Source organism: Chryseobacterium sp. CFS15, from assembly GCF_031118795.1.
GTDB classification, from domain to species: Bacteria; Bacteroidota; Bacteroidia; order Flavobacteriales; family Weeksellaceae; genus Chryseobacterium; species Chryseobacterium indoltheticum.
This window is the reverse complement of the sequence record NZ_JAVHYL010000001.1, coordinates 240,103-263,289: the sequence shown is the minus strand read 5'-3', so window position 1 is coordinate 263,289 and position 23,187 is coordinate 240,103. Positions and strand designations below refer to the sequence as shown.

Below are 23,187 nucleotides of genomic sequence, written 5' to 3'. Positions count from 1 at the left end.
TTTATTTAAATTAAATACTTAAATTAATATCTCCAAAAATACATGTGAATTTGATATTTAAACCCAAACACAAAATATGAAAAGCCTTCTTCAAATACTTATTCTTATTTCTTCTAGTAATTTTATAGCTGCTCAGGACCAGTTATTAAAAGATATAGATTTTGATTCGGTGAAAGATTCGATCTTCTTAGACAGGAAAGATTCTGTAATTATTTGTAAGCTTTCTTCAAAAGATTTTAAAGTTCAAAAAAGTAAACCTATTGAATATTTAAATGAAATTTCGTCCGGATTAAGTGAAACTAAAAATGGTTTCGAACTTAATAATAATTGGATGCGCAGCGGATATTCTGCACAATTCAGGTTTGAGAAAAAGGAAAAACGTATTCGTTTAATTGGGATGAGCCGTTATGAATTTGGAAACGCAGTCAACGACGGCAGCGGAGAATCAAGCGTAAATTTGCTTACGGGAAATTATATAGGCGATTGGAATTATTTTGACCATTTGGCCAATAATGAAAATGGAGAGTTAATCAAAATTCCGACAATTAAAACTAAGATGGTATTTAGAAAAATTTATCTGGAAGATTTTAATGATGAAATTCCTTCTAATTTTACTTCTGAATGTGCGCAACTGTATGAAAAATACAAAAGTGTAGAAATGAAAAAAAGAAATGAACATTGAAAACAGGTTTTGAAACAAAACTTGAAAAACTAGAATAATACAAATGTTTTAGTGAATTCATTAGCATATTTTTTGTTGCTCTCAAAAAAACAAAATATTATTAATGAAAAAACTCATTCTGCTACCAAGTCTTGTCTTTCTGTTTTCTTGTGAAGACAAAAAGAAAGAACCGATTGATGTACATTCTCCAACAGACACTTCACAACAAATTTCTTCCAAAGATTCTCTTAATAAAAACAATTCACCGCAAACGATTGAAGAAATTAAAGCAGAATATGCTTTGGTTAATAATCAATTAATCGGCAAAAAGCTTGATTCTGCAAGCTTTGATTATGAATGTGATGAGGTGTCAGGAAACGTTGTTTATTACAGTTCAAATGGTGAGTTGAAAAGTATAAAGCATTTTCATGGTGACAGCCATTTTTCATCTGTAGAAAATTATTACTTAAAAAATGGAAAGCCATTTTTTATTTTTCAGGAAGAAACCGTTTGGAATTTTGACGGAGGAACACCAGAAAAACCGGAAACAAAAGATGATGTAGAAGAAAAACGATTTTATTACATCAATGACAAATTAATTTCGTGCAGAGATAAAAAATACACACTGCGAACTAAAAATCAATCAAAACCTGAAAATGTTTCTGACGGAGAAAGTAAAAAATGTAATGATACAGAATTAAGAAAAACATTTGAAGTGCTTCTGAAAAATAAAGACAAAAAAGGAAAAACAGACTGTATTTTATAAAATAAAAAAGAGGATTCATCGCTGAATCCTCTTTTTTAATATTTTCAATAACTGAAAATCATACTTTCATAATTTCAGCTTCTTTTGTTTTAAGATGCTCGTCACAAAGTTTTACATGCTTGTCTGTAAGTGCCTGAATTTCTTCTTCAACACCTTTAATAGCATCTTCAGAAACACCTTCCAGTTTTTTCAATTCTTTGATGCCGTTTTGTCTGGCATTTCTTACAACGATTTTAGTATCTTCTGTTTCTCCTTTAGCCTGCTTTGCCAATTCTCTTCTTCTGTCCTCCGTCAAAGGTGGAACGTTAAGAATAATATTTTCACCATTATTAGATGGCGCAAAACCCAAATTTGAATTGATAATTGCTTTTTCTATAGCCCCAATCGCAGTTCTATCCCAAGGTTGAATAGAGATGGTCATCGCATCTGGTACAGAAACGTTAGCAACCTGATTAAGAGGAGTCGGCGCACCGTAGTATTCTACCATTACATCCTGAACCATGCTCGTAGACGCACGCCCCGCTCTGATTCTTTGAAATGCATGATCCAAGTGCTTTATAGCCGCTTCCATATCATGTTTTACAGATTCTACGATAAGATCTAATTCTTCCATTATATAATAAAAATTTGATAAGTTACACATTGTATGAGCAATCAATAATAAGTAATAAGTAATTAGGGTTTTGTACTTTAAACTTTTACCTTTTTACTTTGCTCTTTTTTTTTAAAGATTCACTAATGTTCCTACATTTTCTCCGTCTACAATTTTCAATAAATTACCGTCTTTATTCATATCAAAAACGATGATTGGCAATTTATTTTCGTGGCTTAATGTAAAGGCAGTCATATCCATTACCTTAAGGTCTTTTTCAAAAACTTCTTCGAAAGTTAAAGAATTATATTTTACTGCATTTTCATTTTTTTCAGGATCGCTGTCGTAGATACCGTCAACTCTGGTTCCTTTAAGAATAACATCAGCACCTATTTCGATGGCTCTTAATGTAGCTGCAGTGTCTGTTGTGAAATAAGGGTTTCCTGTTCCTGCCCCGAAGATTACTACTCTGCCTTTTTCAAGGTGTCTTACCGCTCTTCTTTTGATGAAAGGTTCAGCCACTTTATCCATTTCGATAGCAGACTGTAGTCTGGTTCTGATTCCGGCATCTTCCAAAGCACCTTGTAAAGCCATTCCGTTGATAACGGTTGCAAGCATTCCCATATAATCGCCCTGTACTCTATCCATTCCTTTTGCAGCTCCTGCTACACCACGGAAAATATTTCCTCCTCCGATTACAATTGCAATTTCGCAGCCTCTGTCAACCACTTTCTTGATTTCCTGAGCATATTCTATCAGTCTTTCGGTATCGATACCGTATTGTCTGTTCCCCATTAATGCCTCACCACTCAGTTTCAGAAGGATTCTTTTATATTTCATCTTTTATTTTAATAATAGTTTTTGAGAATTAATTTCCCTGGAAATTAACTTTGCAAATATAATCATTAAAAATATTGAAAAAAAGAAAAATATTATACATAAATAATGTCAGAAATATTTTGATAAGTAGCAAAAAGGATTATTTTTGCATTAATTAAATACTGATTTGAAGAAAGTTCTAATTTTTTCACTATTTCTTTCGGGAATTGTTTCATTTGCACAAACTGGAACAAACGTTTATTCTTTCTTAAATATTCCTGTCTCTGCAAGACAGGCTGCTTTAGGTGGCGATGCTATTACCATTAGAGATTATGATGTGTCTTTTGCCATTGCCAATCCTGCTTTGTTGAATAAAGATTCAGATAAACAGCTTTCAGTAAACGCTTCTACTTATCTGGCAGATTCGAAGTTTGGAACGGTAGCCTTTGCAAAAGATTTAGATAATGGGCATATGGTTACCTTAAATGCGAGATATTTAAGCTATGGAAATATCCCAAGAACCGATGAAAGTGGTTTTGAAATGGGAGAATTTTCTGCTTCTGATGTTGCTGTAGGCGCAGGATATGCTTATCAGTTTGAAGAAGACTGGACGATTGGTGGAGGATTAAATTTTATCACTTCAAAAATCGACACTTATACTTCTTCTGCCCTATCCGGAACTGCAGGTGTCACGTATCACAACAAGCAAAGTAAAGAAGTTGCCTCTGTGGTTTTCAAAAACTTCGGATATCAGTTTAAATCTTTCAATGGCGAACGAGAAAATCTTCCGTTTAGAATAGATTTGGGATATACAAAAATATTAAAGGCGATTCCTTTAGCGATTACCATTACAGCGCACGATTTGCAGAAATTTGATATTTCTTCTGATTATAATGTCAACGGGCAGGAAATTGGTTTCGGTAGAAAAATTGCCGATCACTTTTCTCTTGGTGCCGAACTTTTCCCTGAAAAAGGGTTCAATATAAGATTAGGCTATAATGTAAGAAGAGGAAATGAGCTTGCCGTTGTTGATCAGCGAAATTTTACAGGTTTGTCTGCAGGTTTTGGTCTGAAGATTTCAAAATTCCGTTTAGATTATGCTCATGTAAGATATCATAATTCTTCAAATGTTAATCAAATAGGGATTTCTGTAGATTTGAGCGGTCACCAAGGACAGTAACGAACCGCAAAACTTAAAATATTAAACTTTATCGTTCATTCATACTTGATTTTTTAATAAAATTTCTTGAAATTTGTGATATGAAAAAACCAGTAATCGCTATCGATGGATTTTCTTCTACGGGGAAAAGTTCAATCTCAAAAATTATTGCCGAAAAATTGGGCATCGTCCATTTAGACACCGGTGCTTTATATCGTGGGATTACGTGGTTTGCTCTGCAAAACTGTATGGACGAAGATGGTAAAATCGATTTACCTGAACTTTTCAAATCATTTCATTTAATTGAGCTGGAATTTAAAAGAGAAGATGAAGAATTGATTCTTTACCTTAATCATATTAATGTTTCCAAAGAAATCCGTACCAATGAAGTGTCTGATAATGTAAGTTTAATTGCAAAACAGAAAGAAGTAAGAGACTTTCTGCTGGATGCACAAAGACTAATTGCAAAAAATGGCGGCGTGATAATGGACGGAAGAGATATCGGAACTGTAGTTTTACCCGATGCCGATTTCAAATTTTTTCTTACTGCAAGCATCGATGAACGGACAAAGCGCAGATACAGCGAGCTTTTATCTTTAGGAATAGAAGCTGATGAAATAAGTGTAAAAGAAAACCTTATAAAAAGAGACCGTATTGACAGTGAAAGAGAGATTTCGCCATTGCGACAGGCAGAAGACGCCATCGTAATTGACAATACAAATCTGACAAAAAGGCAAACTATAGAAAGTATATTGCAATATCTTACAAAAATTAACAATTTTTATTAGTCATAAACCTTGATTGGTATATTAATTGTAACCTTTTAAAACGAAAACTAGTATTTATTAACTATTAAAAAAACAAAAAATGTCTAGAAAAGGAAATAATACAGCAGGTATTTTGGCAGGTCTATTAGCAGGTGCTGCAGCAGGTGTAATTTTAGGAATGCTTTATGCACCTGAAGAAGGAAAAGAAACAAGAAAAAAAATCAAGACTAAGGCTGAAGATTTGAAGGATCAGGCTAAAAATAAATATGGTGAAGTATCTGAAAAAGTAAAAGATCAGTACGATAGTATCTCTTCTACTTTCAAAGAAACTGCAAGCAATGTAGCGCATACCGTAAAAGACGGATATGACAAATACAAAGATCAAATTGTTTCTAAAACTACCGATATGGTAAAAGATGTAGAATCTGGATTGAACGATCTTAAGAATTAATATTTAATTTTTATTAAATATAAAAAAGGAACTTAGTTAAAAGAGTTCCTTTTTTTGTAACTTTTAAAAAAATATAAGGATGATTGAGACAATTAAAGAATACGCATCTAAAAGAATAGATTTGCTAAAAATTGAGGCCACAGAGAAATCTTCAATTTCTGCAGGTGTTATTGCATATTTGGTGATATTGTTGGTGGCTTTTGGTTTTTTTATCATTCTCTTCAATTTTGGATTAGCATTTCTTATAGGAAAAGCATTAGATAACTATTCATATGGATTCTTTATTGTTGCAGGATTTTATTTTGTGATAATGTTTTTAGTTGTTACCTTTAAGAAAAGAATCGTACACATGGTGGCAAATAAAGTAATCGAATTTTTAAATCACTAAACTATGGGCAGAAATTACGAGAGTCTGGAAGAACTTAAAAGGAAGAAGAAACTTTTGAAAAGTGAAATTAATGATCTTGAAGCTCTTTTAACTTTTAAAAATACAAAAGAAAGCCTGAGTGCATTTACCAATGGTCTTAGCGATCAGTATTTAAAGGAAAAAATTGATGAAGACGGCGAAGAAACTACAGTGATCAGAAAAGATGTCATCGCAAAACAGATCACCTCTGAGGTAAAAGATCTTTTCTTAAGTAAAAATACAGCAATGGGAATTGCCGGAAGCGCTTTTAAAGGCGATGCAATAGACACTGTTATGAAACTTGCAGTAACTGCCTTTGTGGCAAACTATGCAAAGAAAAATATGAAAAGCTCAAACTGGAAAAAGAAGATTTTGGGAGCAGCATTAATTTATGTAGCACCAATGGCTTTGAAATTTATCCGTAAGAAGTTGGAGGCTTATCAAAAAACAAAAAGTGTATCCAGCATGGAGCAACTTATATAAATTTGTTTGAGAGTTTTAGAGTCGGAGCGTTTAGTGTTTTTACATTCTCTCCCACTCTAAAACCCTCCAAACACTATAGCTCTCAAACTCTGAAGAGCTGTCCCAAAATTATCCCCGCTGCCATAGAAACATTCAGGCTTTCTGTAGACTGCGATTTTCCGAATCTTGGAATACTTATTTTTTGGTGAAGAAATTTTTCTGTTTCGTCACGCATTCCATTTCCTTCGTTTCCTAAGATCAAATTTATTTTTTTTGGTTTTGCGAAATGATAAATATTCTCTCCTTCCATATCGGTTCCCACATTGATGTTTTCAGTTTTTGAAAGATATTCTACCAAGTTGCAATACACAATATTCACTCTGGTAAAAGAACCCATCGTTGCCTGAATAACTTTCGGATTGTAAAAATCTACGGTATCTTCACTGCAAATAATTTGTTCGATTCCGAACCAGTCTGCCAAACGGATAATGGTTCCCAAATTCCCCGGATCCTGAATTCCATCTAAAACCAACTGAAAATCTTTGTCAGTAAACTCAGACTTTTCTGATAACTCACAAACAGCTACAGAATCTTTAGGATTTTGTAGAAAACTTATTTTTTTAAGTTCATTTTCAGTAATGTGCGTAAATTGAACATCTTTGGAAAGAAAATTGCTAGGTTGTGTAGAAAATATTTCTTTAATTTTAAAGTTAGATTTAGGAAGTTCAAGAATAGTTTTATTCCCTTCAACCAAAAACAAGTTGTATTTTTGCCTGAACTTCTTTTTATCTAAAGACTGTAAAATTTTAATTGTATGAGCTGTAAGCATTTTAAGAATTCTCCTCAAAAATATTATAAAATAATATCATTTGCAACATTTGTAGGTTTACTTTATGCATGTAGTACCACAAAAAAAGTTCCGGATGGTGAATATCTGCTTACTCAGAACAATTTTGAATTTGAAGATAAAAAGCAGTTTTTTGATGACGAGCTGGAAGATTATGTGCAGCAGAAACCCAATAAAAAGCAGTTGCTTTTCATGCCTTTAAGTCTTCTTTTCTATAATGCTGCAAATCCTAAATACGATACTATTCTTAATGAATATATGACCTATCCAAGTGAAATGAGAAATCAGAAACTGCGTGATTCTCTTTTCATTAAATATAATATGCAAAGCAGTGTGGGGAAAAGTCTTTTCATGGATAGATTATATCATAATTGGGGAACTCCACCGGTGATTCTGGATCAGACAAGAACTGAAAAAAGTGCGGAATCTATTGAAAAAAGAATGGTCTACAGAGGTTTTTGGGATGCAGAAGTGAAACACGCTCACAAGCTTGATTCAGCAGCTAAAAAGGCATCTGTAAAATATTCTATTACACATAACAGCCCGACCAATATTAAAGAATACTATTATAATATCCCAGATTTGGGCATCAAAGGGCTTTATCAGCAAAAAATGCATGAAAGTTTGGTAAAAAGAGGGCAATTGCTCGATCAAACGGTATTAGAAAAAGAAATTACCCGAATCAATGATTGGATGCGTGAAAATGGCTATTATAAATTCAATGCTGGTAATGATGAAGTAGGTTTCGTAGCTGATTCTCTTTTGAGCCGTAAAGAAGTTCCTTTGGTTTTAGAGATTCGTAAAGACTCTGTCAATAGACCTTACAAAAGAGCTACTTTTGGAAATATTGATGTTGCAATTGTCGATAATCACAACGATTTTCCAAGAAAAACAGTAAAAGACAGTCTTCGAAGAATTCGTTTTCATAAAATGAACGAAAACTACAAGACTTCGTCGTTATGGAGAACCATTATTGTTGATAATAAAGCAGTTTATGATCAGAAAAAATTAGACCTTACCAAAAGAAATCTTTTGGCCATGAATAATTTCAGTATTCTAAAAGCTAAAGATTCTTTGCGACAAGGCGGCGCAAGTTCTCCGAATGACAGTATTGTGGATGTTTTATACATTCTAAAACCTTTAGATAAATATGAACTGAAGATAGGAACAGATATTAATTATTCACAGTTATTAAACTTAGGGATATCACCTTCGGTTGATTTAACGACCAGAAACGTATTTCATGGTGCCGAAAACCTTACAACAAGTTTAGCAGGAACTTTCGGATCTATCAGAAATCCTAAAAATCTGGATAAAAGAATTTTAGCGTATGAATATTCTGCGCAGGCTTCTCTTAGTTTCCCTAGATTACTGCTTCCGTTTAACTATTACAAATTGATTCCTAAAAGATATACTCCCACATCGTCGATCGTTTTGGGAGCATCGGTACAGAATAATATCGGGTTGGGAAGAACCAACTTCAATACCGGTCTGAATTATTTTGCCAATGTAAATGATCAGGTTTCGCACCGTTTAACGTTATTTAATACACTTTTCAGTTTAACGAAGAATAAAGACAGTTATTATGATTTCTTTATTGGTGATGATGTGGTGAGAAGAGCTGCTTTCGCAGATTATTTTCTTTATAATCCTCAGTTAGAGCAAGAGTTCAATGCCGGACTTGTTACAAGAGATCAGGTTTCTCAACGAATTATAGAAGATCTCGGATATGTAGGTACACTTGATAGAGAAAAAGCAGAGAGACTTTTAGATTTTACAGGTACTTTAGTAAACAAAGACAGGCAAACTCAGGATGTTTTAATTTCATCAATGGTTTATAATTTTATTTATAATGAAATTGGTAAAAAAGATTATCCCAATGCTTTTTATTTTAATGGAAAAGTAGAATTGGCGGGAAATATTCCAAGTATATTTAATCAGAAAAGACAAGATGAAGGCGGGATTTTAAGAAGTCCTGAAAGAACAATTTTCGGAATTCCGTATGCGCAATTTGTGAAATTTGATTTTGATGTCAGAAAGTATTTTAAATTTAATGGTAATCAGACTTTAGCACTTAGACAGTTTATAGGAATTGGTATTCCTTACGGAAATTCTTCAACAATGCCGTTTGTAAGATCTTATTTTAATGGTGGTTCTAATGATATCCGTGCTTGGGTTGCATTTGGAGGCTTAGGCCCGGGTGGCTCGCAGATTGACGAGAAAGTTCGTACTTATTTGATGGGAAATATTAAACTGACAACAAATATAGAATACAGAATTCCTTTTACCGATATGTATGAAGGTGCTATTTTCACAGATATTGGAAACGTTTGGAATACTGAAAATAATGGTTTTGATGACCAGTTTAAATTCAATAAATTCATCAAAGAGATGGGGATTGGTAGTGGTTTTGGTCTGAGAGTAAATGTTGCTTACATTACATTAAGAGTCGATTTAGCGTATAAAATTTACGATCCAAACAAGCCTGATGGTGACCGATGGAGATTCCATGATATTAAACCATTAAAACCTACATTGAATATTGCTTTCGGATATCCTTTCTAATCGGAAGAAATTCCAAAAATAAAATAAACTACAGCGGCCACTCTTGCAAGTATTTCGCGGGATTGGTTTCTGTAGTAACTCTCCGGTTTTGTAACGTCCTGAGCGTCAAATCCTAAAGCATTCATATTATTGTTTCTTGCAAAAAACAAAGCTCTCAGATTGTGAAAACCCTGGGAAACAATAATCACATTTTTCTTGTTGTACACATCTTTACACCGCAAAATGCTTTTATAGGTATTAAAACCTTCCGGATCTTCCATTATGATTTCTTCGGGCACACCTTCCTGATAAATAAGATAATTTTTCATCGCAGCGGGCTCATTATATCCTTTACTTTTTTCACCGCTTACAATGATCTTTTTTATTTTTCCGTGATGATAAAGCAACGCCGTGGCATCCATCCTTTTGGTAAAATACGGGTTTGAAAGTCCGGAACGCATTCTTGGTGATGTTCCTAAAACCAAAGCAACTTCTCTAGGCGGAATTTTTGATATTTTGGTATATGTTCTCCCATTGGTGAGTCCGAAAACCCAGGCATTAGACAAACATATCAGAAGAAAAACAATTTCTACTGATACAAAAAATAATTTGAATATGTTTCGGATGAATCTCAATTGAAATCAAAGTTAAGCTTTATTTTCTTACTTTTTGCAATCGACATACATGCTAATATTTTCCCCTGTGCTTCTTCTTTTTCGGTAAGATATTCGTTTTCCAAAAGCTCTACTTCGCCTTCTTCCAAAGTACATTCACAGCTTCCGCAAATTCCGGATTTGCAGGAATAAGGAACCGGAAATTTTTGAGTCAGAAGCTGCTGTAGAATTTTCTCCCGGTTATCTGGAAGCTCAATTTGATAGTTTTTTCCTAAAAGTTTAAAATCTACCTGTACATCCTCAATCAACGGAAATTCTTTTTCTACAGGATAAATATCATCATTAAACTCTTCAAACAATTCAAAGTGAATATTCTTTTTTGGAATTCCGTGATGATAGCATGCATTGGCCAACGTTTTTATCATCTCCCCTTTTCCGCAGATTAAGACTTCGTCAACGGCATCCCAAATTGTAGATTCTTCATCCGTATCATCCAGATGCAAAATCTGATTGATAATTAAGTTTAATTTTTTTGCGTCCAGTCTTCCGTAGAAAAATTGATCTGCTGTTTTTTCTTGCGAATAAAAATAAAAAATCTGCAGTCTGTTATGATGCTTACTTGCAAGATTATCGAGAAGTTCGCGATAAACAAGTTCTTCAGAACTTTTGTTTCCAAGAAATAAAAAAAGTCTCGTTCTCGGTTCGGTATGAAGGATGTTTTTAAAATGGCTTAAAATCGGTGTAATTCCGATTCCTGCAGCAAAACCTACTATCGTTCTGAATTCACTGGGTTTAGAAACTAAAGTAAATCTTCCACCAGGTTCGCTCACCAAAATTTCATCTCCAATTTCGTAATTTTCAAATAGCTGCGAAGTAGCACTTTGCACTGAATTTATTTTGATTCCCAAAACTATTTTTTTCTCATACGGAGCCGACGTCATCGAGTAATCATTGATAACATTTTTACCGTGAGACTGAAATTGAATGCTTACATACTGGCCGGCCTCAAATTGAAAATTTTCTTTTAAATCCTCAGGAATTTCGAGCTCCAAAGAAAAAGTATTTTTGGTCAGCTTTTCTTTTTTAGCTATTTTTAACCGATGAAACTGCGTGAGTTTCCCTTTATAGATTTGTTGTTCCATACTGCAATTCAAAAATAATAAAAAATAATTATGAAACCGCCATTGCTGAGATTTTCTTGATAACAGAATTGTTTGCAATGATCATAATAAATAACAAAAAATAAATAGGCCGTATGAAAAAAATAATTTTAACTGCTCTTTTGGCTACTGCATTGCTAAGTTGTAAAAAAGAAGCAGAAAAAACGGAAGAAAATATCGCCGTAGCAGATTCAGCGGATATTAAAAAGGATGCAGAACCTGAAACTTCTAAAATAGCACTAAAGGAAGTTGATCAGAAAGGATTAACTGAGATTCTATCCAAAAATAATGATACTTTATATGTAACCAATTTTTTTGCAACGTGGTGTGGCCCATGCATGATGGAAATGCCTCATTTTAAAAAGAAAATTGAAGAATTAAAAGACAAACCTGTAAAATTTACATTTATAAATATTTATAACAAGCCAGCTTGGGAAACCGAAGTTCCAGCTTTTGCACAAAAAAGTGGTCTGGCAGATAAAATTCTTCTTCTTGATGATAGTAAATTAAATCAAGACTTTTTTGTCAATTTTCAACAATGGAGAGGAAATAATATTCCATTTACTTTTTTCAGAAAAGGTGATAAGGTAGAAGAATCTGAAGGTTCAATGACTGAAGAAATGCTTAATTCACAAATTGATTCTTTTCTAAAGTAAGATTATTCTAGTTCGAAGATGTCTAAAAAATTTAAAATCCTGTGTTTATTTTTACTGATCGCAGTTACTTTGACGGCGCTCATTAATCTGAATACAGGATTTTTGTCTTTAAATTTCCAGGATTTTTTCCAGGATTCTACCAATAGCCAGATTGCAGAAATTCGTGTAAATCGGGTTTTAGTAATGCTTTTGGCAGGAATTTCAATTCCGACATCGGGCTTTCTGATGCAGGAATATTTTCAAAATCCTCTTGCTGGGCCAGATATTTTAGGAATTACATCTGTCGCAAGCTTATCTGTCGCATTTTACATTTTCTTTTCACATAATATTTTACTGCCTGAATTTCTTCAAAACAGTTTTCTAAGTTTATCAGCAATTATCGGAAGCTTGTTGTTGATGCTTGTTTTGCTTTCAATGTCAAATAAGTTTCAGGATAAATCATATCTTATTATCTTCGGATTTTTGGTGTCTGCTTTAGCGGGAGCTATCGTTTCTCTGCTTCAGTTTTATGCAGAAAATCAAAGTTTAAAAAACTATATTTTATGGTCTTTTGGAGCCAATAATATGGTGTCGAGAAATCAGATTATCGTGCTGTCTGTTTTAGTTTTTATTGGATTGTTAATCTGTTTTAAAACAATAAAACCTTTAATCGGAAATTCTCTCGGAAGTTCGTATGCACAGAGTTTAGGAGTTAATTTAAATCATCTGAAACTGATGATCATTGTTGCCTCTTCTTTGCTTTCTGCTTCGGTTACGGCATTTTTAGGACCTATTCTTTTTATAGGAATTATTGTTCCTCACTTTTGCAGATTGATTTATAACCCTGCAAAACTTTGGCAGCAATGGATTCTGAATATGTTTTTGGGAATGTTGATGATGTTGTTTTTCTCAATTATTGCAGAAAAATCGCAGATTCCTTTAAATGTTATTAGTTCGGTTTTTGGAATTCCTGTAATTTTGATGATGCTTTTGAAACAGAATAAGGTGTAAAGTGAATGGTGAATGAAGTCAATAGTCAATTTTAAATTCTCTCGTAGATTTTGCAGATGAAGCAAATGATTGAGAATATTACTTAAAGTTTAAATAGATGTTTGTCATTCCGCAGGAATCTAAAACTAATTTTGTAGAGATGCTTTCAGCATGACAAACAGAATGTGAAAAATTAAAAACAAAATCAAGGAGAAAAAATAAAAGTCTGTGTAAATCTGTGAAACGTAAGTTCGAGTAAGTCAAATCTGCAGAAAATTAAAAACCAACAAATGCACCTACAAATAAAACAAGCCAATATTGGTTACGATAAAACCTTAATCTCAAATGCTAATGCATCTTTGAATTTAGGAGACGTTTGCTTGTTAATAGGAAATAACGGTGTTGGAAAAACTACTTTAATAAAATCGATTCTTCATCAAAATCCTTTGTTAGATGGAGAAATTTCGATTAACAATAAAAATGTAAAACATCTATCTGTAAAAGAGATTGCCGAAAATATTGCCATCGTTTTTTCCAAAGCGATTATTCCGCAAAATTATACAGTTGAAGATTTAATTTCGTTGGGGAAATATATTTATTATCCTTTTTATTTTGAACTTAAAAAAGAAGACCGGGAAGAAGTTTCAGATATTATTGAAGAGTTAGATTTAGTAGAATACAAAAATACCCCTTTAAAAAATCTATCTGACGGAAATTTGCAAAAGGCTTTTATTGGACGTGCATTAACACAGAACTCCCCTATTATTATTTTGGATGAACCAACTACTCATTTGGATGAAAAAAATAAAATTATTATTCTAAAAACACTTCGAAAACTCGCAAAAGAGCAAAACAAACTGATTTTGTTTTCATCACACGACTGGCGTTTGGCAAAAGAATTTGCAGATAAAATCTGGTATGTAAAAAATCAGGAACTGTTTTCTGGAATTGTAGAAGATGTTTTACTTGATCATAATGAATTAACCAACGCATCACTGTTTCAGGTGAATGAAAATTTTGTGGCTCCTTCCATTATTTCACCCGAAATTCAAAAAGAAATGCTGTATTCTTTATTGCAAAAAAACTTTCAAAAAGACCTTTCATTATTTCAATTTAAGTATAACAACACATTTTGGGAGATTTCGTACAAAAATGAAATGCACAAATGCGAATCCTTTGAAGAAATCATTAATTTAATCTCAAAGCTTTATTAATACGCTATTTTAATTGTTTATTCTATATACTATGCATGCATAGTATTATGCTTGTCATACATTTTAACATGCTGTAATTCAATTAATTAATAAATTTTACTATTAATTAATACTATGCATGCATAATATTTACTACATTTGATAAAACCGATAAGCAAAAAATATGATGGATAACAATAAAGAGAAAACAGAAAATGTAGATCTCATTCTGAAACAGACTTGGTTGGCTGTTTCGAAAATGTATACTGAGCTCGCACAAGAGCACGATTCTACTGCAGTACAAGCCTTAACTTTATTAAAAATTGATCCCAAAGAAGGTACAAGAAGTACCAATTTAGGCCCCAAAATGGCCATTGAGCCAACTTCCCTCACAAGGATTATTAAACTCCTTGAAGACAACGGCTACATCTACAAAGAAAAAACAACTACCGATAAACGAGAAGTCATCATTAAGCTTACCGATAAAGGATTAAGTTCAAGAAATATGTCTAAAGAAGTGGTGGTGAATTTCAACAAAAAAGTAATGGAAAAAATTGCTCCCGATAAGTTGGAAACCTTCAAAGAAGTAATGAGTGAAATCATGAAAATTGCTGCCGACTTGAATAACAGGAAATAAAAATCTCTTCTTGAAAAGGTGGAGAGATTTGAAAAAATTTAATGGTTTGTAAATAAAACTTATTAAAATCAAAATTGAAAAGGTTTACTTAAGCGATAATAACTAAAATAAATATTAATGAAAAGAAGAATCAAACACGTGACGGTATTAGGTTCAGGAATTATGGGAAGCGGTATTGCTGCGCACTTTGCCAATATTGGCGTGCAGGTTTCGCTGCTCGATATTGTTCCGTTTGAATTAAATGAAGCCGAGCAGAAAAAAGGTTTGACCAAAGATGACAAAGCTGTTCGTAACAGAATTGCTTCAGAAAACTTTGAAAAACTGAAAAAATCAAGTCCGGCTCTACTCTATTCTCCGAAATTTGCGGATAGAATTAAAGTTGGGAATTTTGATGATGATTTAGCTAAAATAAAAGACACTGACTGGATTATTGAAGTTGTCGTTGAAAAACTAGACATTAAAAAATCAGTTTACGAAAAAATCGAACAGTTCAGAAAACCGGGAACTTTAGTTTCTTCAAATACTTCAGGAATTCCAATTAATATGTTGGTAGAAGGAAGAAGCGATGATTTCAAGCATTATTTTGCAGGAACGCACTTCTTTAATCCGGTAAGATATCTTCCATTGTTGGAAATTATACCTACAAAAGATACAGCACCGGAAATCATTGATTTCTACATGAGCTATGGCGCAAAATTCTTAGGTAAGACAACTGTTTTAGCGAAAGATACCCCTGCGTTTATTGCTAACAGAATTGGAGTTTTCTCAATGATGGATTTGCTTCATAATGTTCAGAAATTAGGTTTAAATGTTTCTGATGTTGATAAATTAACCGGTCCGGTTATTGGTCGTCCAAAATCTGCAACGTTCAGAACTGCTGATGTTGTAGGTTTAGATACTTTGGTAATGGTTGCAAACGGCGTTCGTAACAGCGGTGTTGAAGCTAATGATTTTAATAATGTTTTTGCACTGCCTGATTACATCCAGAAAATGGTTGATAATAAATGGTTGGGTTCAAAAACCGAACAAGGTTTCTACAAAAAAGTAAAAGGAGCAGACGGAAAATCTGAAATTCACGGATTAAATCTTGATACTTTAGAATACGAACTTCAAGGTAAATCTTCTTTCCCAACTTTAGAGTTAACTAAAAGTATAGATAAACCAATTGACAGATTTAAAGTTTTAATTGGTGGAAAAGATAAAGCCGGAGAGCTTTACAGAAAATCTTTAGGAGCATTATTCGCTTATGTTTCGCATAAAGTTCCTGAAATTTCGGATGAAGTGTACAAAATCGACGATGCGATGAGAGCAGGTTTCGGTTGGGAAAATGGTCCTTTTGAAATCTGGGATGCCGTTGGTGTTCAAAAAGGAATCGAATTGGCTACAGAAGCCGGTTACGAAGTTTCAGACTGGGTTAAAAATGTAGAATCTTTCTATAAAGTAAATGATGAAGGACAAAGTATTTTCGTTGATAAAAATTCAGGAGAATACAACAAAATTCCGGGTCAGGATGCTTTCATTATTTTAGATAATATCAGAAAAAATAAAACGCTTTGGAGTAATTCGGGAGCTTCGATTGAAGATTTAGGCGACGGAATTATCAACTTCGAAATCCGTTCTAAAATGAACTCTCTTGGAGGTGAAGTTTTGGACGGATTAAACAGAGCGATTGATTTAGCTGAAAAAGAATATGACGGTTTGGTAATCGGAAATCAAGGGACAAATTTCTCTGTAGGAGCGAATTTGGCAATGATTTTAATGATGGCGATTGAGCAGGATTGGGATGATTTGAATATGGCTATTGCTTACTTCCAAAAATCGATGATGAGAGTTCGTTACTCTTCTATTCCTGTCGTTGTCGCTCCTCATGGAATGACGCTTGGTGGCGGTTGCGAAATGACAATGCACGCCGACCGAGTTGTTGCGGCAGCAGAAACATATATCGGATTGGTAGAAACCGGAGTTGGTGTAATTCCTGGTGGTGGCGGAACTAAAGAATTTGCTTTGAGAACTTCAAGAGAATTCCACAGTGATGATGTGAAAAATAACAGACTTCGTGAAGCTTTCATGAATATTGCGATGGGAAAAGTGGCAACTTCAGCTTACGAAGCTTACGATATGGGAATTCTTGAGAAAGGAAAAGATATCGTAGTGGTTGACAAGAAACGTCAGATTGCCGAAGCTAAAAAAGTAGCAAAATTATTGGCTGAACAAGGTTATACACAACCTATAGAACAAACCGTAAAAGTATTGGGTAAAGATGCTTTGGGAATGTTCTACGTGGGAACCGACCAAATGTTAACCGGAAACTTCATCTCTGAACACGACAAGAAAATTGCAGATAAATTAGCCAACGTTTTGGTAGGTGGAAATCTTTCTGAACCAACTGTTGTGACTGAACAATACCTATTGAATCTTGAAAGAGAGACATTCTTGCAACTTTGTGGTGAAAGAAAAACTTTGGAGAGAATCCAGTTTATGTTACAGAAAGGAAAACCATTGAGAAATTAATAAGGAGCTCCGTAGGAGCGAACTGTTAATAGCTACGAATAATTTTAAAAACATCGAGCCTCGTAGGGGCGACCTGTTAAATCTATGGCAAACACATACACACAAATTTATATTCAAATTGTTTTCGCTGTCAAAGGTAGACAAAACCTGATTTCAAAAGAAAACAGAGAAGAATTGCATAAATTTATTACAGGTATTGTTTCCAATAGAAATCAAAAATTATTCGCTGTGTTTGCGATGCCGGATCATGTTCATATTCTTGTAAGTATGAGTCCAGTTATTTCAATTTCAGACTTAGTAAGAGACATCAAAGCTGGTTCTTCAAAATTCATTAATGAAAAAATATGGATGAATGGAAAATTTAATTGGCAGGAAGGTTATGGTGCATTCTCTTATTCAAAAAGCAGTGTTGATTCGGTGGTAAAATATATTTTAAACCAAGAAGAGCATCATAAAAAGAAAACATTTAAAGAAGAATATTTTGATTTCTTGCAAAAATTTGAAATTGAATATGATCCGAAATATGTATTTGAATGGATTGAAGATTAACAGGTCGCTCCTACGGAGCTCCTTGATTTGCAAAATACAAACAAAAGCTATGAACAGTTTGCGTCTACAATGCAAAATTCTTAACTAATAATATTAATACAACAAAATGAAACAAGCATATATAGTAAAGGGTTTCAGAACAGCCGTTGGAAAAGCTCCAAAAGGAAGTTTAAGATTTACAAGACCCGATGTAATGGCGGCAACCGTAATTGAAAAATTAATGGCTGAACTTCCGCAATTAGATAAAAACAGAATTGATGACCTTATCGTAGGAAATGCAATGCCGGAAGCTGAACAAGGATTAAACGTTGCTCGTTTAATCTCTTTAATGGGCTTAAATACAGACAAAGTCCCCGGCGTTACCGTAAACAGATATTGTGCATCAGGAAGTGAGGCGATTGCGATTGCTTCTGCAAAAATTCAGGCAGGAATGGCCGATTGCATTATTGCAGGAGGTACAGAATCAATGTCTTATATCCCAATGGGTGGTTACAAACCGGTTCCAGAAACAGAAATTGCAAAAACAAACCCTGATTATTATTGGGGAATGGGTTACACTGCAGAAGAAGTTGCAAAACAATATAATATCACAAGAGAAGAACAGGATCAGTTCGCTTTTGAATCTCATATGAAGGCCTTAAAAGCTAATACAGAAGGTAAATTTGCCAACCAAATTGTTTCGATTCCTGTTGAATACAATTTCTTGGATGAAAACCAAAAAATGCAGACTAAGAAGTTTGATTTTTCAGTGGATGAAGGACCAAGAGCGGATACTTCTTTAGCTGGCTTGGCTAAATTAAGACCTGTATTCGCCAACGGGGGAAGCGTAACTGCCGGAAACTCATCTCAAATGAGTGACGGAGCAGCTTTCGTAATGGTAATGAGTGAAGAAATGGTAAAAGAATTAGGTCTTGAACCACAAGCAAGATTGGTTGCTTATGCAGCTGCAGGTCTTGAGCCAAGAATTATGGGAATGGGACCAATTTATGCGATTCCAAAAGCATTGAAACAAGCAGGTTTAGAATTAAAAGATATTGAATTAATCGAATTAAACGAAGCATTCGCATCTCAATCTGTTGCTATCAAAAAAGAATTAGACTTAAATCCAGATATTTTAAATGTAAATGGAGGAGCGATCGCTTTGGGACACCCACTTGGATGTACAGGAACAAAATTAACAGTTCAGCTTCTTGACGAAATGAGAAAACGCGGAAACAAATACGGAATGGTTTCTATGTGCGTTGGAACGGGACAGGGAGCAGCGAGTATTTTTGAACTTCTTTAAAAAGGATTAAGAGAGAATAGACGGATAGATAATAGAGTTGATAAACACACAAGAAATGATGAATGATTTTAAAAGACACAATTTTAAAAAGCTTAAAATTTGGCAAATGGGTATGGAATTATCAAAGTTTACATTAGACCTTACAGATACTTTTCCAGCTTATGAAAAATATGGTTTGAAGAGTCAAATGGACAGATGTTCAATCTCAATTCCTTCAAATATAGCCGAAGGTTCGAGCAGAACAAATAAGTCTTTTAGTCATTTTTTGGATATTTCTTTAGGTTCTTCATTTGAATTGCAAACCCAAATATTGTTAGCAAATCACAGAAAATATTTATCCGATATAAAGAGTGAATTTTTTGAAGCTAAAATTGAAGAATTTCAAAAAGCAACTATGGTATTTCAGAATACTTTACATAAAGACTAAAAAGATAATAGACGAAGAGAAAATCGACAATTTAATAGCTACTTTCATTGCAAAAAAATCTATTATCTATTTGTCTATTATCTAAAGTCTCTAAATAATATAAAATTTAAAAATAAACATAATGAGCAATATAGTAAAAGGCGGAGAATTCCTAATCAAGGAAATTCCTGCAAACGAAATCTTCTCTTTGGAAGAACTTTCTGAAGAGCAAAAAATGCTGCGTGATTCTGCGAAAGAATTTATTGACAGAGAAGTTGTACCGAAGCACGATCGTTTTGAGAAAAAAGATTATGCATTGACAGAAGAGACAATGCGTAAGTTAGGGGAAATGGGACTTCTTGGAATTACTGTTCCTGAAGAATATGGCGGTCTTGGAATGGGATTCGTAAGTACAATGTTGGCTTGTGATTATGTTTCAGGTGGAAATGGTTCATTAGCAACGGCTTATGGAGCGCATACCGGAATCGGAACGCTTCCGACGCTACTTTACGGAAGTGAAGAATTGAAAAAGAAATACCTTCCTGATTTGGCTACAGGAACAAAATTCGGAGCTTATTGTTTGACTGAACCGGATGCTGGTTCTGATGCAAATTCAGGCAAAACAAGAGCAAAATTGTCTGATGACGGAAAACATTATATCATCAACGGACAAAAAATGTGGATTTCAAATGCAGGTTTTGCAGATACTTTCACTTTGTTTGCGAAAATTGATGATGATAAAAACATTACAGGTTTTGTGATCAACCGTTCGGAATTAGAAGATCCAAACAGCTTATCTTTTGGTGAAGAAGAGCACAAATTAGGTATTCGTTCGTCTTCGACGCGTCAGGTTTTCTTCAATGACATGAAAATTCCTGTTGAGAATATGTTGGGTGAAAGAAACAACGGTTTCAAAATCGCTTTGAATGCATTGAATGTTGGTAGAATTAAATTAGCTGCAGCAAACCTTGACGGACAAAGAAGAATCCTGAACCATTCGATTCAGTATTCAAACGAAAGAAAACAGTTTGGCGTTTCTATCTCAACTTTCGGAGCAATCAGAAAGAAGATTGCTGAAATGTCGACAGGAGTTTTCGTAAGTGAGGCGGGTTCTTACCGTTTGGCAAAAAATGTTGAAGATAAAATCGAAGAATTGGTTGCTGGCGGGATGGATCATCAACAAGCTGAACTAAAAGGTGTTGAAGAATTTGCTGTTGAAGCTTCTATTCTTAAAGTTTTTGTGTCTGATCTTACGCAGGTTACAGCCGATGAAGGAATTCAGATTTATGGTGGAATGGGATTCTCAGAAGATACTCCAATGGAATCTGCTTGGAGAGATGCAAGAATTGGAAGAATTTATGAAGGAACCAACGAAATTAACCGTCTTTTGGCAGTTGGAATGTTGATTAAAAAAGCAATGAAAGGCGAATTAGATTTGTTGTCTCCTGCAATGGCGATTAGCAAAGAATTAATGGGAATTCCTTCATTTGAAGTTCCTGATTATTCTGCATTTATGAGTGAAGAAAAAGCAATAATTGCTAATCTTAAGAAAGTTTTCTTAATGGTTTCTGGTGCTGCTCTTCAAAAATATATGATGGATATTGAGAAACAGCAGCATTTATTATTAAACGCTTCTGAAATCTTAAACCAAATTTACATGGCAGAATCTGCAATTTTAAGAGCTGAAAAACATTTCTCTACTGATTCTGTAGAAGCTGCAATGGCTCAGTTAAATCTTTACAAAGCGATTGACAAAATTATTTCTGCTGCTAAAGAAGGAATTGTTTCTTTTGCAGAAGGTGACGAGCAGAGAATGATGCTTTCAGGATTAAGAAGATTTACAAAATACACGAACAGTCCGAATGTAGTTGCTTTAACTGAAAAAGTAGCGGCTCATTATATTGAAAAAGGACATTATTAGTCTTTATAGATAAATTTGATTTTAAAACGTCTCAATTTTTTGGGACGTTTTTTTGTTAAATAATATAAAAATTGATAGTCAAATTTTAAATAATTCTTAGAAAATGTAATATTAAAACGTTATCAGTTGTCTTATTATAATAGGTTAAAATTTAATCCCGTAAACTTTATATTATTTAATCTGATAAAAAATTAACACAATGAAAAAATTATTAGTAATTACATTATTAAGTTCAATATCATTTTCAGCACAGGTTTCATCTCGAAAACTATTGAAAATTGATACTCTAAAATTTCCAAAAATTGAAAAGCCATTTGTAAAAACTCCATTACTGCAGATCACAAATTTGGACAGTGCTATTGCAAAATTGTACAAAATGCCCGTAGCAAAGCCAAAAAATCCTGAGATTTATTCAAGTTTAAAAGCTCCGAAGAAAAATACGACATTATATAGAATGCCAAATATATTTGATGCAGTAAAACCACCGCAATTAGCAGCTAAATAGTAATCACATCAATGAAATTGTTGATAAAATTTCATTAAAATCGTTGAGTTTATCTCAGACGTTTTATATTTTTGTATTCTATTTTTCAAAAAGAGAATGACAAAGGAAGAACTTTTAAATAAAGCGATAAAAATTGCCGACAAAGCACATAAAGGCCAGAAAGATAAATATCATGCGCCTTATATTGCTCACGTAATGCGGGTCATGGAATATGGCAAAACAATGGATGAAAAAATCGTTGGCGTCTTGCATGATGTTGTAGAAGATCATCCCGAAGAATTCAGTTTTGAATATTTAAGGTCGGAAGGTTTTCCCGAGTATATACTTTTTGCGGTAAGTTGTCTTACAAAATTTGATCCTGAAGAAGTCTACGATGATTTCGTAAAAAGAACCGAAAGATCACCTCTTGCTGTTGCCGTAAAGCTTAATGATCTTCGTGATAATATGGATTTGAGAAGGGTAAACCGGGAATTAACTTCAAAAGACATTCACCGTTTCAATAAATATTTGAAAGCGTACCGATATTTATCAGAGAAATATTAGATTATTAATCTGCTCCCGGGAAATGATACGTTTTGTTATCATTATCAGTATCGTCGATATTGATATTTAAAGCCAGGTAAATAAAATGAACGTTTTTGTTTCCCTTTGCTTCAAATTCTCTTTGCCATAAATAACCGCCCAGAATACCGAAATTTTCATCAATCTGATATCCGAAGCCACCATAAAGTCGGTTTCTTGCAAATGAAGGTTTCATGGGTGTAACTACAAAAACTTCGTCGTAAACATTTGCGAAGACTGTTCCTGGTGCGATTTTTTTAGCATTCAGAGGTACAGAAACATTCAGACGGTAACGGTAGCGCATTCTTTCAGAATTTTTATCCGTTTGTGGCTCGTAGAACCATGATTTTTCTGCACGAAATCTGTTTTCAAATTTTACCACTCCACTTTTGAAATCAATCACATCCTGCAACCAAACACGGAATTCTTCTTTATTAATGGCGTGATCTTTATAAGTTGCGTATCGACCTAAACCGATAAAAGGTTTATGATTTTTGGTAAGGTTATATCCCAAACCTCCTTTTATTTCATAATAATCAGGATAAGTATAGTCTTCAATGCCTCTCAACTGTCCTTCAGCATAAAGGAAAAATTTTGGATGAAATTTATAAGTTAAGGTCAAAGCATTGAAAGCAGAAATATGTTCCTGTGCTTTTAAAATACTTAAACTGAAAAGTAAACTAAGGCTTAAAATAAATTTCATCCAAAAAAATTTTTGCAAAATTATATTATTTAACTATTCCGTA

The 23,187-nt window shown here is 33.7% G+C and carries 25 protein-coding genes; 19 read left to right on the top strand and 6 right to left on the bottom strand.

Going from position 1 to position 23,187, the window contains the following annotated elements; translation table 11 throughout:
- Positions 1-76 precede the first annotated feature (76 nt).
- Together OH814_RS01265 and OH814_RS01260 are read left to right on the top strand one after the other, a co-directional pair.
- Positions 77-682: a hypothetical protein gene (locus OH814_RS01265; RefSeq protein ID WP_123885042.1), complete on the top strand. Its 606-nt coding sequence runs from the start codon at positions 77-79 to the stop codon at positions 680-682.
- Between the two features lie 103 nt (positions 683-785).
- A complete protein-coding gene (locus tag OH814_RS01260; protein ID WP_308826810.1) occupies positions 786-1,427 on the top strand; it encodes a hypothetical protein in 642 nt (213 codons plus the stop codon).
- A gap of 58 nt (positions 1,428-1,485) precedes the next feature.
- Here the strand turns inward: OH814_RS01260 and frr are convergent, their stop codons facing one another.
- Both frr and pyrH read right to left on the bottom strand, forming a co-directional pair.
- On the bottom strand, positions 1,486-2,040 hold the full coding sequence (gene frr / locus OH814_RS01255; RefSeq protein WP_076558307.1) for a ribosome recycling factor: 555 nt from the start codon (positions 2,038-2,040) through the stop codon (positions 1,486-1,488).
- 111 nt (positions 2,041-2,151) lie between these two features.
- A complete protein-coding gene (pyrH, locus tag OH814_RS01250; RefSeq protein ID WP_076558305.1) occupies positions 2,152-2,859 on the bottom strand; it encodes a UMP kinase in 708 nt (235 codons plus the stop codon).
- A gap of 166 nt (positions 2,860-3,025) precedes the next feature.
- Between pyrH and porQ the strand changes: the two genes are divergently transcribed.
- From porQ to OH814_RS01225, 5 genes are all read left to right on the top strand, one after another.
- Positions 3,026-4,018, top strand: a complete 993-nt coding sequence (gene porQ / locus OH814_RS01245; protein ID WP_076558303.1) for a type IX secretion system protein PorQ — start codon at positions 3,026-3,028, stop codon at positions 4,016-4,018.
- Positions 4,019-4,098: 80 nt separating this feature from the next.
- Positions 4,099-4,785, top strand: a complete 687-nt coding sequence (cmk, locus tag OH814_RS01240; RefSeq protein ID WP_076558301.1) for a (d)CMP kinase — start codon at positions 4,099-4,101, stop codon at positions 4,783-4,785.
- A 79-nt stretch (positions 4,786-4,864) separates the two neighbouring features.
- Positions 4,865-5,215: a YtxH domain-containing protein gene (locus OH814_RS01235; protein WP_076558299.1), complete on the top strand. Its 351-nt coding sequence runs from the start codon at positions 4,865-4,867 to the stop codon at positions 5,213-5,215.
- Between the two features lie 79 nt (positions 5,216-5,294).
- Complete coding sequence (locus OH814_RS01230; protein ID WP_076558297.1) at positions 5,295-5,603, top strand: phage holin family protein; 309 nt, start codon at positions 5,295-5,297, stop codon at positions 5,601-5,603.
- 3 nt (positions 5,604-5,606) lie between these two features.
- Positions 5,607-6,104, top strand: a complete 498-nt coding sequence (locus OH814_RS01225) for a phosphoribosyl-ATP pyrophosphatase (RefSeq protein WP_076558295.1) — start codon at positions 5,607-5,609, stop codon at positions 6,102-6,104.
- Positions 6,105-6,186: 82 nt separating this feature from the next.
- On the opposite strand, the gene OH814_RS01220 is transcribed toward OH814_RS01225, so the two are convergent.
- Entirely contained in the window at positions 6,187-6,912 is a 726-nt protein-coding gene (locus tag OH814_RS01220; protein ID WP_308826809.1) for an RNA methyltransferase, read from the bottom strand.
- On the opposite strand from OH814_RS01220, the gene OH814_RS01215 reads away from it, so the two are divergent.
- Positions 6,898-9,495 (top strand): BamA/TamA family outer membrane protein, encoded by a 2,598-nt coding sequence (locus OH814_RS01215; protein ID WP_076558291.1) that lies wholly within the window; start codon positions 6,898-6,900, stop codon positions 9,493-9,495. The two genes, OH814_RS01220 and OH814_RS01215, sit on opposite strands and share 15 nt — an antisense overlap.
- Here the strand turns inward: OH814_RS01215 and OH814_RS01210 are convergent.
- Together OH814_RS01210 and OH814_RS01205 are read right to left on the bottom strand one after the other, a co-directional pair.
- Positions 9,492-10,109 (bottom strand): ElyC/SanA/YdcF family protein, encoded by a 618-nt coding sequence (locus OH814_RS01210; protein ID WP_308826808.1) that lies wholly within the window; start codon positions 10,107-10,109, stop codon positions 9,492-9,494. The genes OH814_RS01215 and OH814_RS01210 overlap by 4 nt on opposite strands.
- Positions 10,106-11,230: an iron-sulfur cluster-binding domain-containing protein gene (locus OH814_RS01205; protein ID WP_308826807.1), complete on the bottom strand. Its 1,125-nt coding sequence runs from the start codon at positions 11,228-11,230 to the stop codon at positions 10,106-10,108. Before OH814_RS01205 ends, OH814_RS01210 begins: the two co-directional genes overlap by 4 nt.
- 113 nt (positions 11,231-11,343) lie before the next feature.
- Between OH814_RS01205 and OH814_RS01200 the strand changes: the two genes are divergently transcribed.
- The 11 genes from OH814_RS01200 to OH814_RS01150 all read left to right on the top strand — a co-directional run bounded on the left by OH814_RS01200 (position 11,344) and on the right by OH814_RS01150 (position 22,423).
- Entirely contained in the window at positions 11,344-11,904 is a 561-nt protein-coding gene (locus OH814_RS01200) for a TlpA disulfide reductase family protein (protein WP_308826806.1), read from the top strand.
- 18 nt (positions 11,905-11,922) lie between these two features.
- Positions 11,923-12,894, top strand: coding sequence for an iron ABC transporter permease (locus OH814_RS01195; protein ID WP_308826805.1), 972 nt, complete (start codon positions 11,923-11,925; stop codon positions 12,892-12,894).
- 269 nt (positions 12,895-13,163) lie between these two features.
- On the top strand, positions 13,164-14,087 hold the full coding sequence (locus tag OH814_RS01190) for an ABC transporter ATP-binding protein (RefSeq protein WP_308826804.1): 924 nt from the start codon (positions 13,164-13,166) through the stop codon (positions 14,085-14,087).
- A gap of 166 nt (positions 14,088-14,253) precedes the next feature.
- Complete coding sequence (locus OH814_RS01185) at positions 14,254-14,703, top strand: MarR family winged helix-turn-helix transcriptional regulator (protein WP_076558283.1); 450 nt, start codon at positions 14,254-14,256, stop codon at positions 14,701-14,703.
- Positions 14,704-14,820: 117 nt separating this feature from the next.
- Positions 14,821-17,214 (top strand): 3-hydroxyacyl-CoA dehydrogenase/enoyl-CoA hydratase family protein, encoded by a 2,394-nt coding sequence (locus OH814_RS01180; RefSeq protein WP_308826803.1) that lies wholly within the window; start codon positions 14,821-14,823, stop codon positions 17,212-17,214.
- Between the two features lie 84 nt (positions 17,215-17,298).
- Complete coding sequence (gene tnpA, locus OH814_RS01175; protein ID WP_308826802.1) at positions 17,299-17,763, top strand: IS200/IS605 family transposase; 465 nt, start codon at positions 17,299-17,301, stop codon at positions 17,761-17,763.
- Positions 17,764-17,869: 106 nt separating this feature from the next.
- Positions 17,870-19,048: an acetyl-CoA C-acyltransferase gene (locus tag OH814_RS01170; protein ID WP_115619067.1), complete on the top strand. Its 1,179-nt coding sequence runs from the start codon at positions 17,870-17,872 to the stop codon at positions 19,046-19,048.
- Between the two features lie 58 nt (positions 19,049-19,106).
- The gene (locus tag OH814_RS01165; protein WP_115619068.1) at positions 19,107-19,475 is read left to right on the top strand and encodes a four helix bundle protein; all 369 of its coding nucleotides are present in this window, start codon (positions 19,107-19,109) and stop codon (positions 19,473-19,475) included.
- A 121-nt stretch (positions 19,476-19,596) separates the two neighbouring features.
- The gene (locus tag OH814_RS01160) at positions 19,597-21,375 is read left to right on the top strand and encodes an acyl-CoA dehydrogenase family protein (RefSeq protein ID WP_123885051.1); all 1,779 of its coding nucleotides are present in this window, start codon (positions 19,597-19,599) and stop codon (positions 21,373-21,375) included.
- A gap of 199 nt (positions 21,376-21,574) precedes the next feature.
- A complete protein-coding gene (locus tag OH814_RS01155) occupies positions 21,575-21,880 on the top strand; it encodes a hypothetical protein (RefSeq protein ID WP_115619070.1) in 306 nt (101 codons plus the stop codon).
- A gap of 96 nt (positions 21,881-21,976) precedes the next feature.
- Complete coding sequence (locus OH814_RS01150; RefSeq protein WP_076558268.1) at positions 21,977-22,423, top strand: phosphohydrolase; 447 nt, start codon at positions 21,977-21,979, stop codon at positions 22,421-22,423.
- Positions 22,424-22,427: 4 nt separating this feature from the next.
- On the opposite strand, the gene OH814_RS01145 is transcribed toward OH814_RS01150, so the two are convergent.
- Complete coding sequence (locus tag OH814_RS01145) at positions 22,428-23,144, bottom strand: DUF2490 domain-containing protein (RefSeq protein WP_115619072.1); 717 nt, start codon at positions 23,142-23,144, stop codon at positions 22,428-22,430.
- Positions 23,145-23,187: the final 43 nt, after the last annotated feature.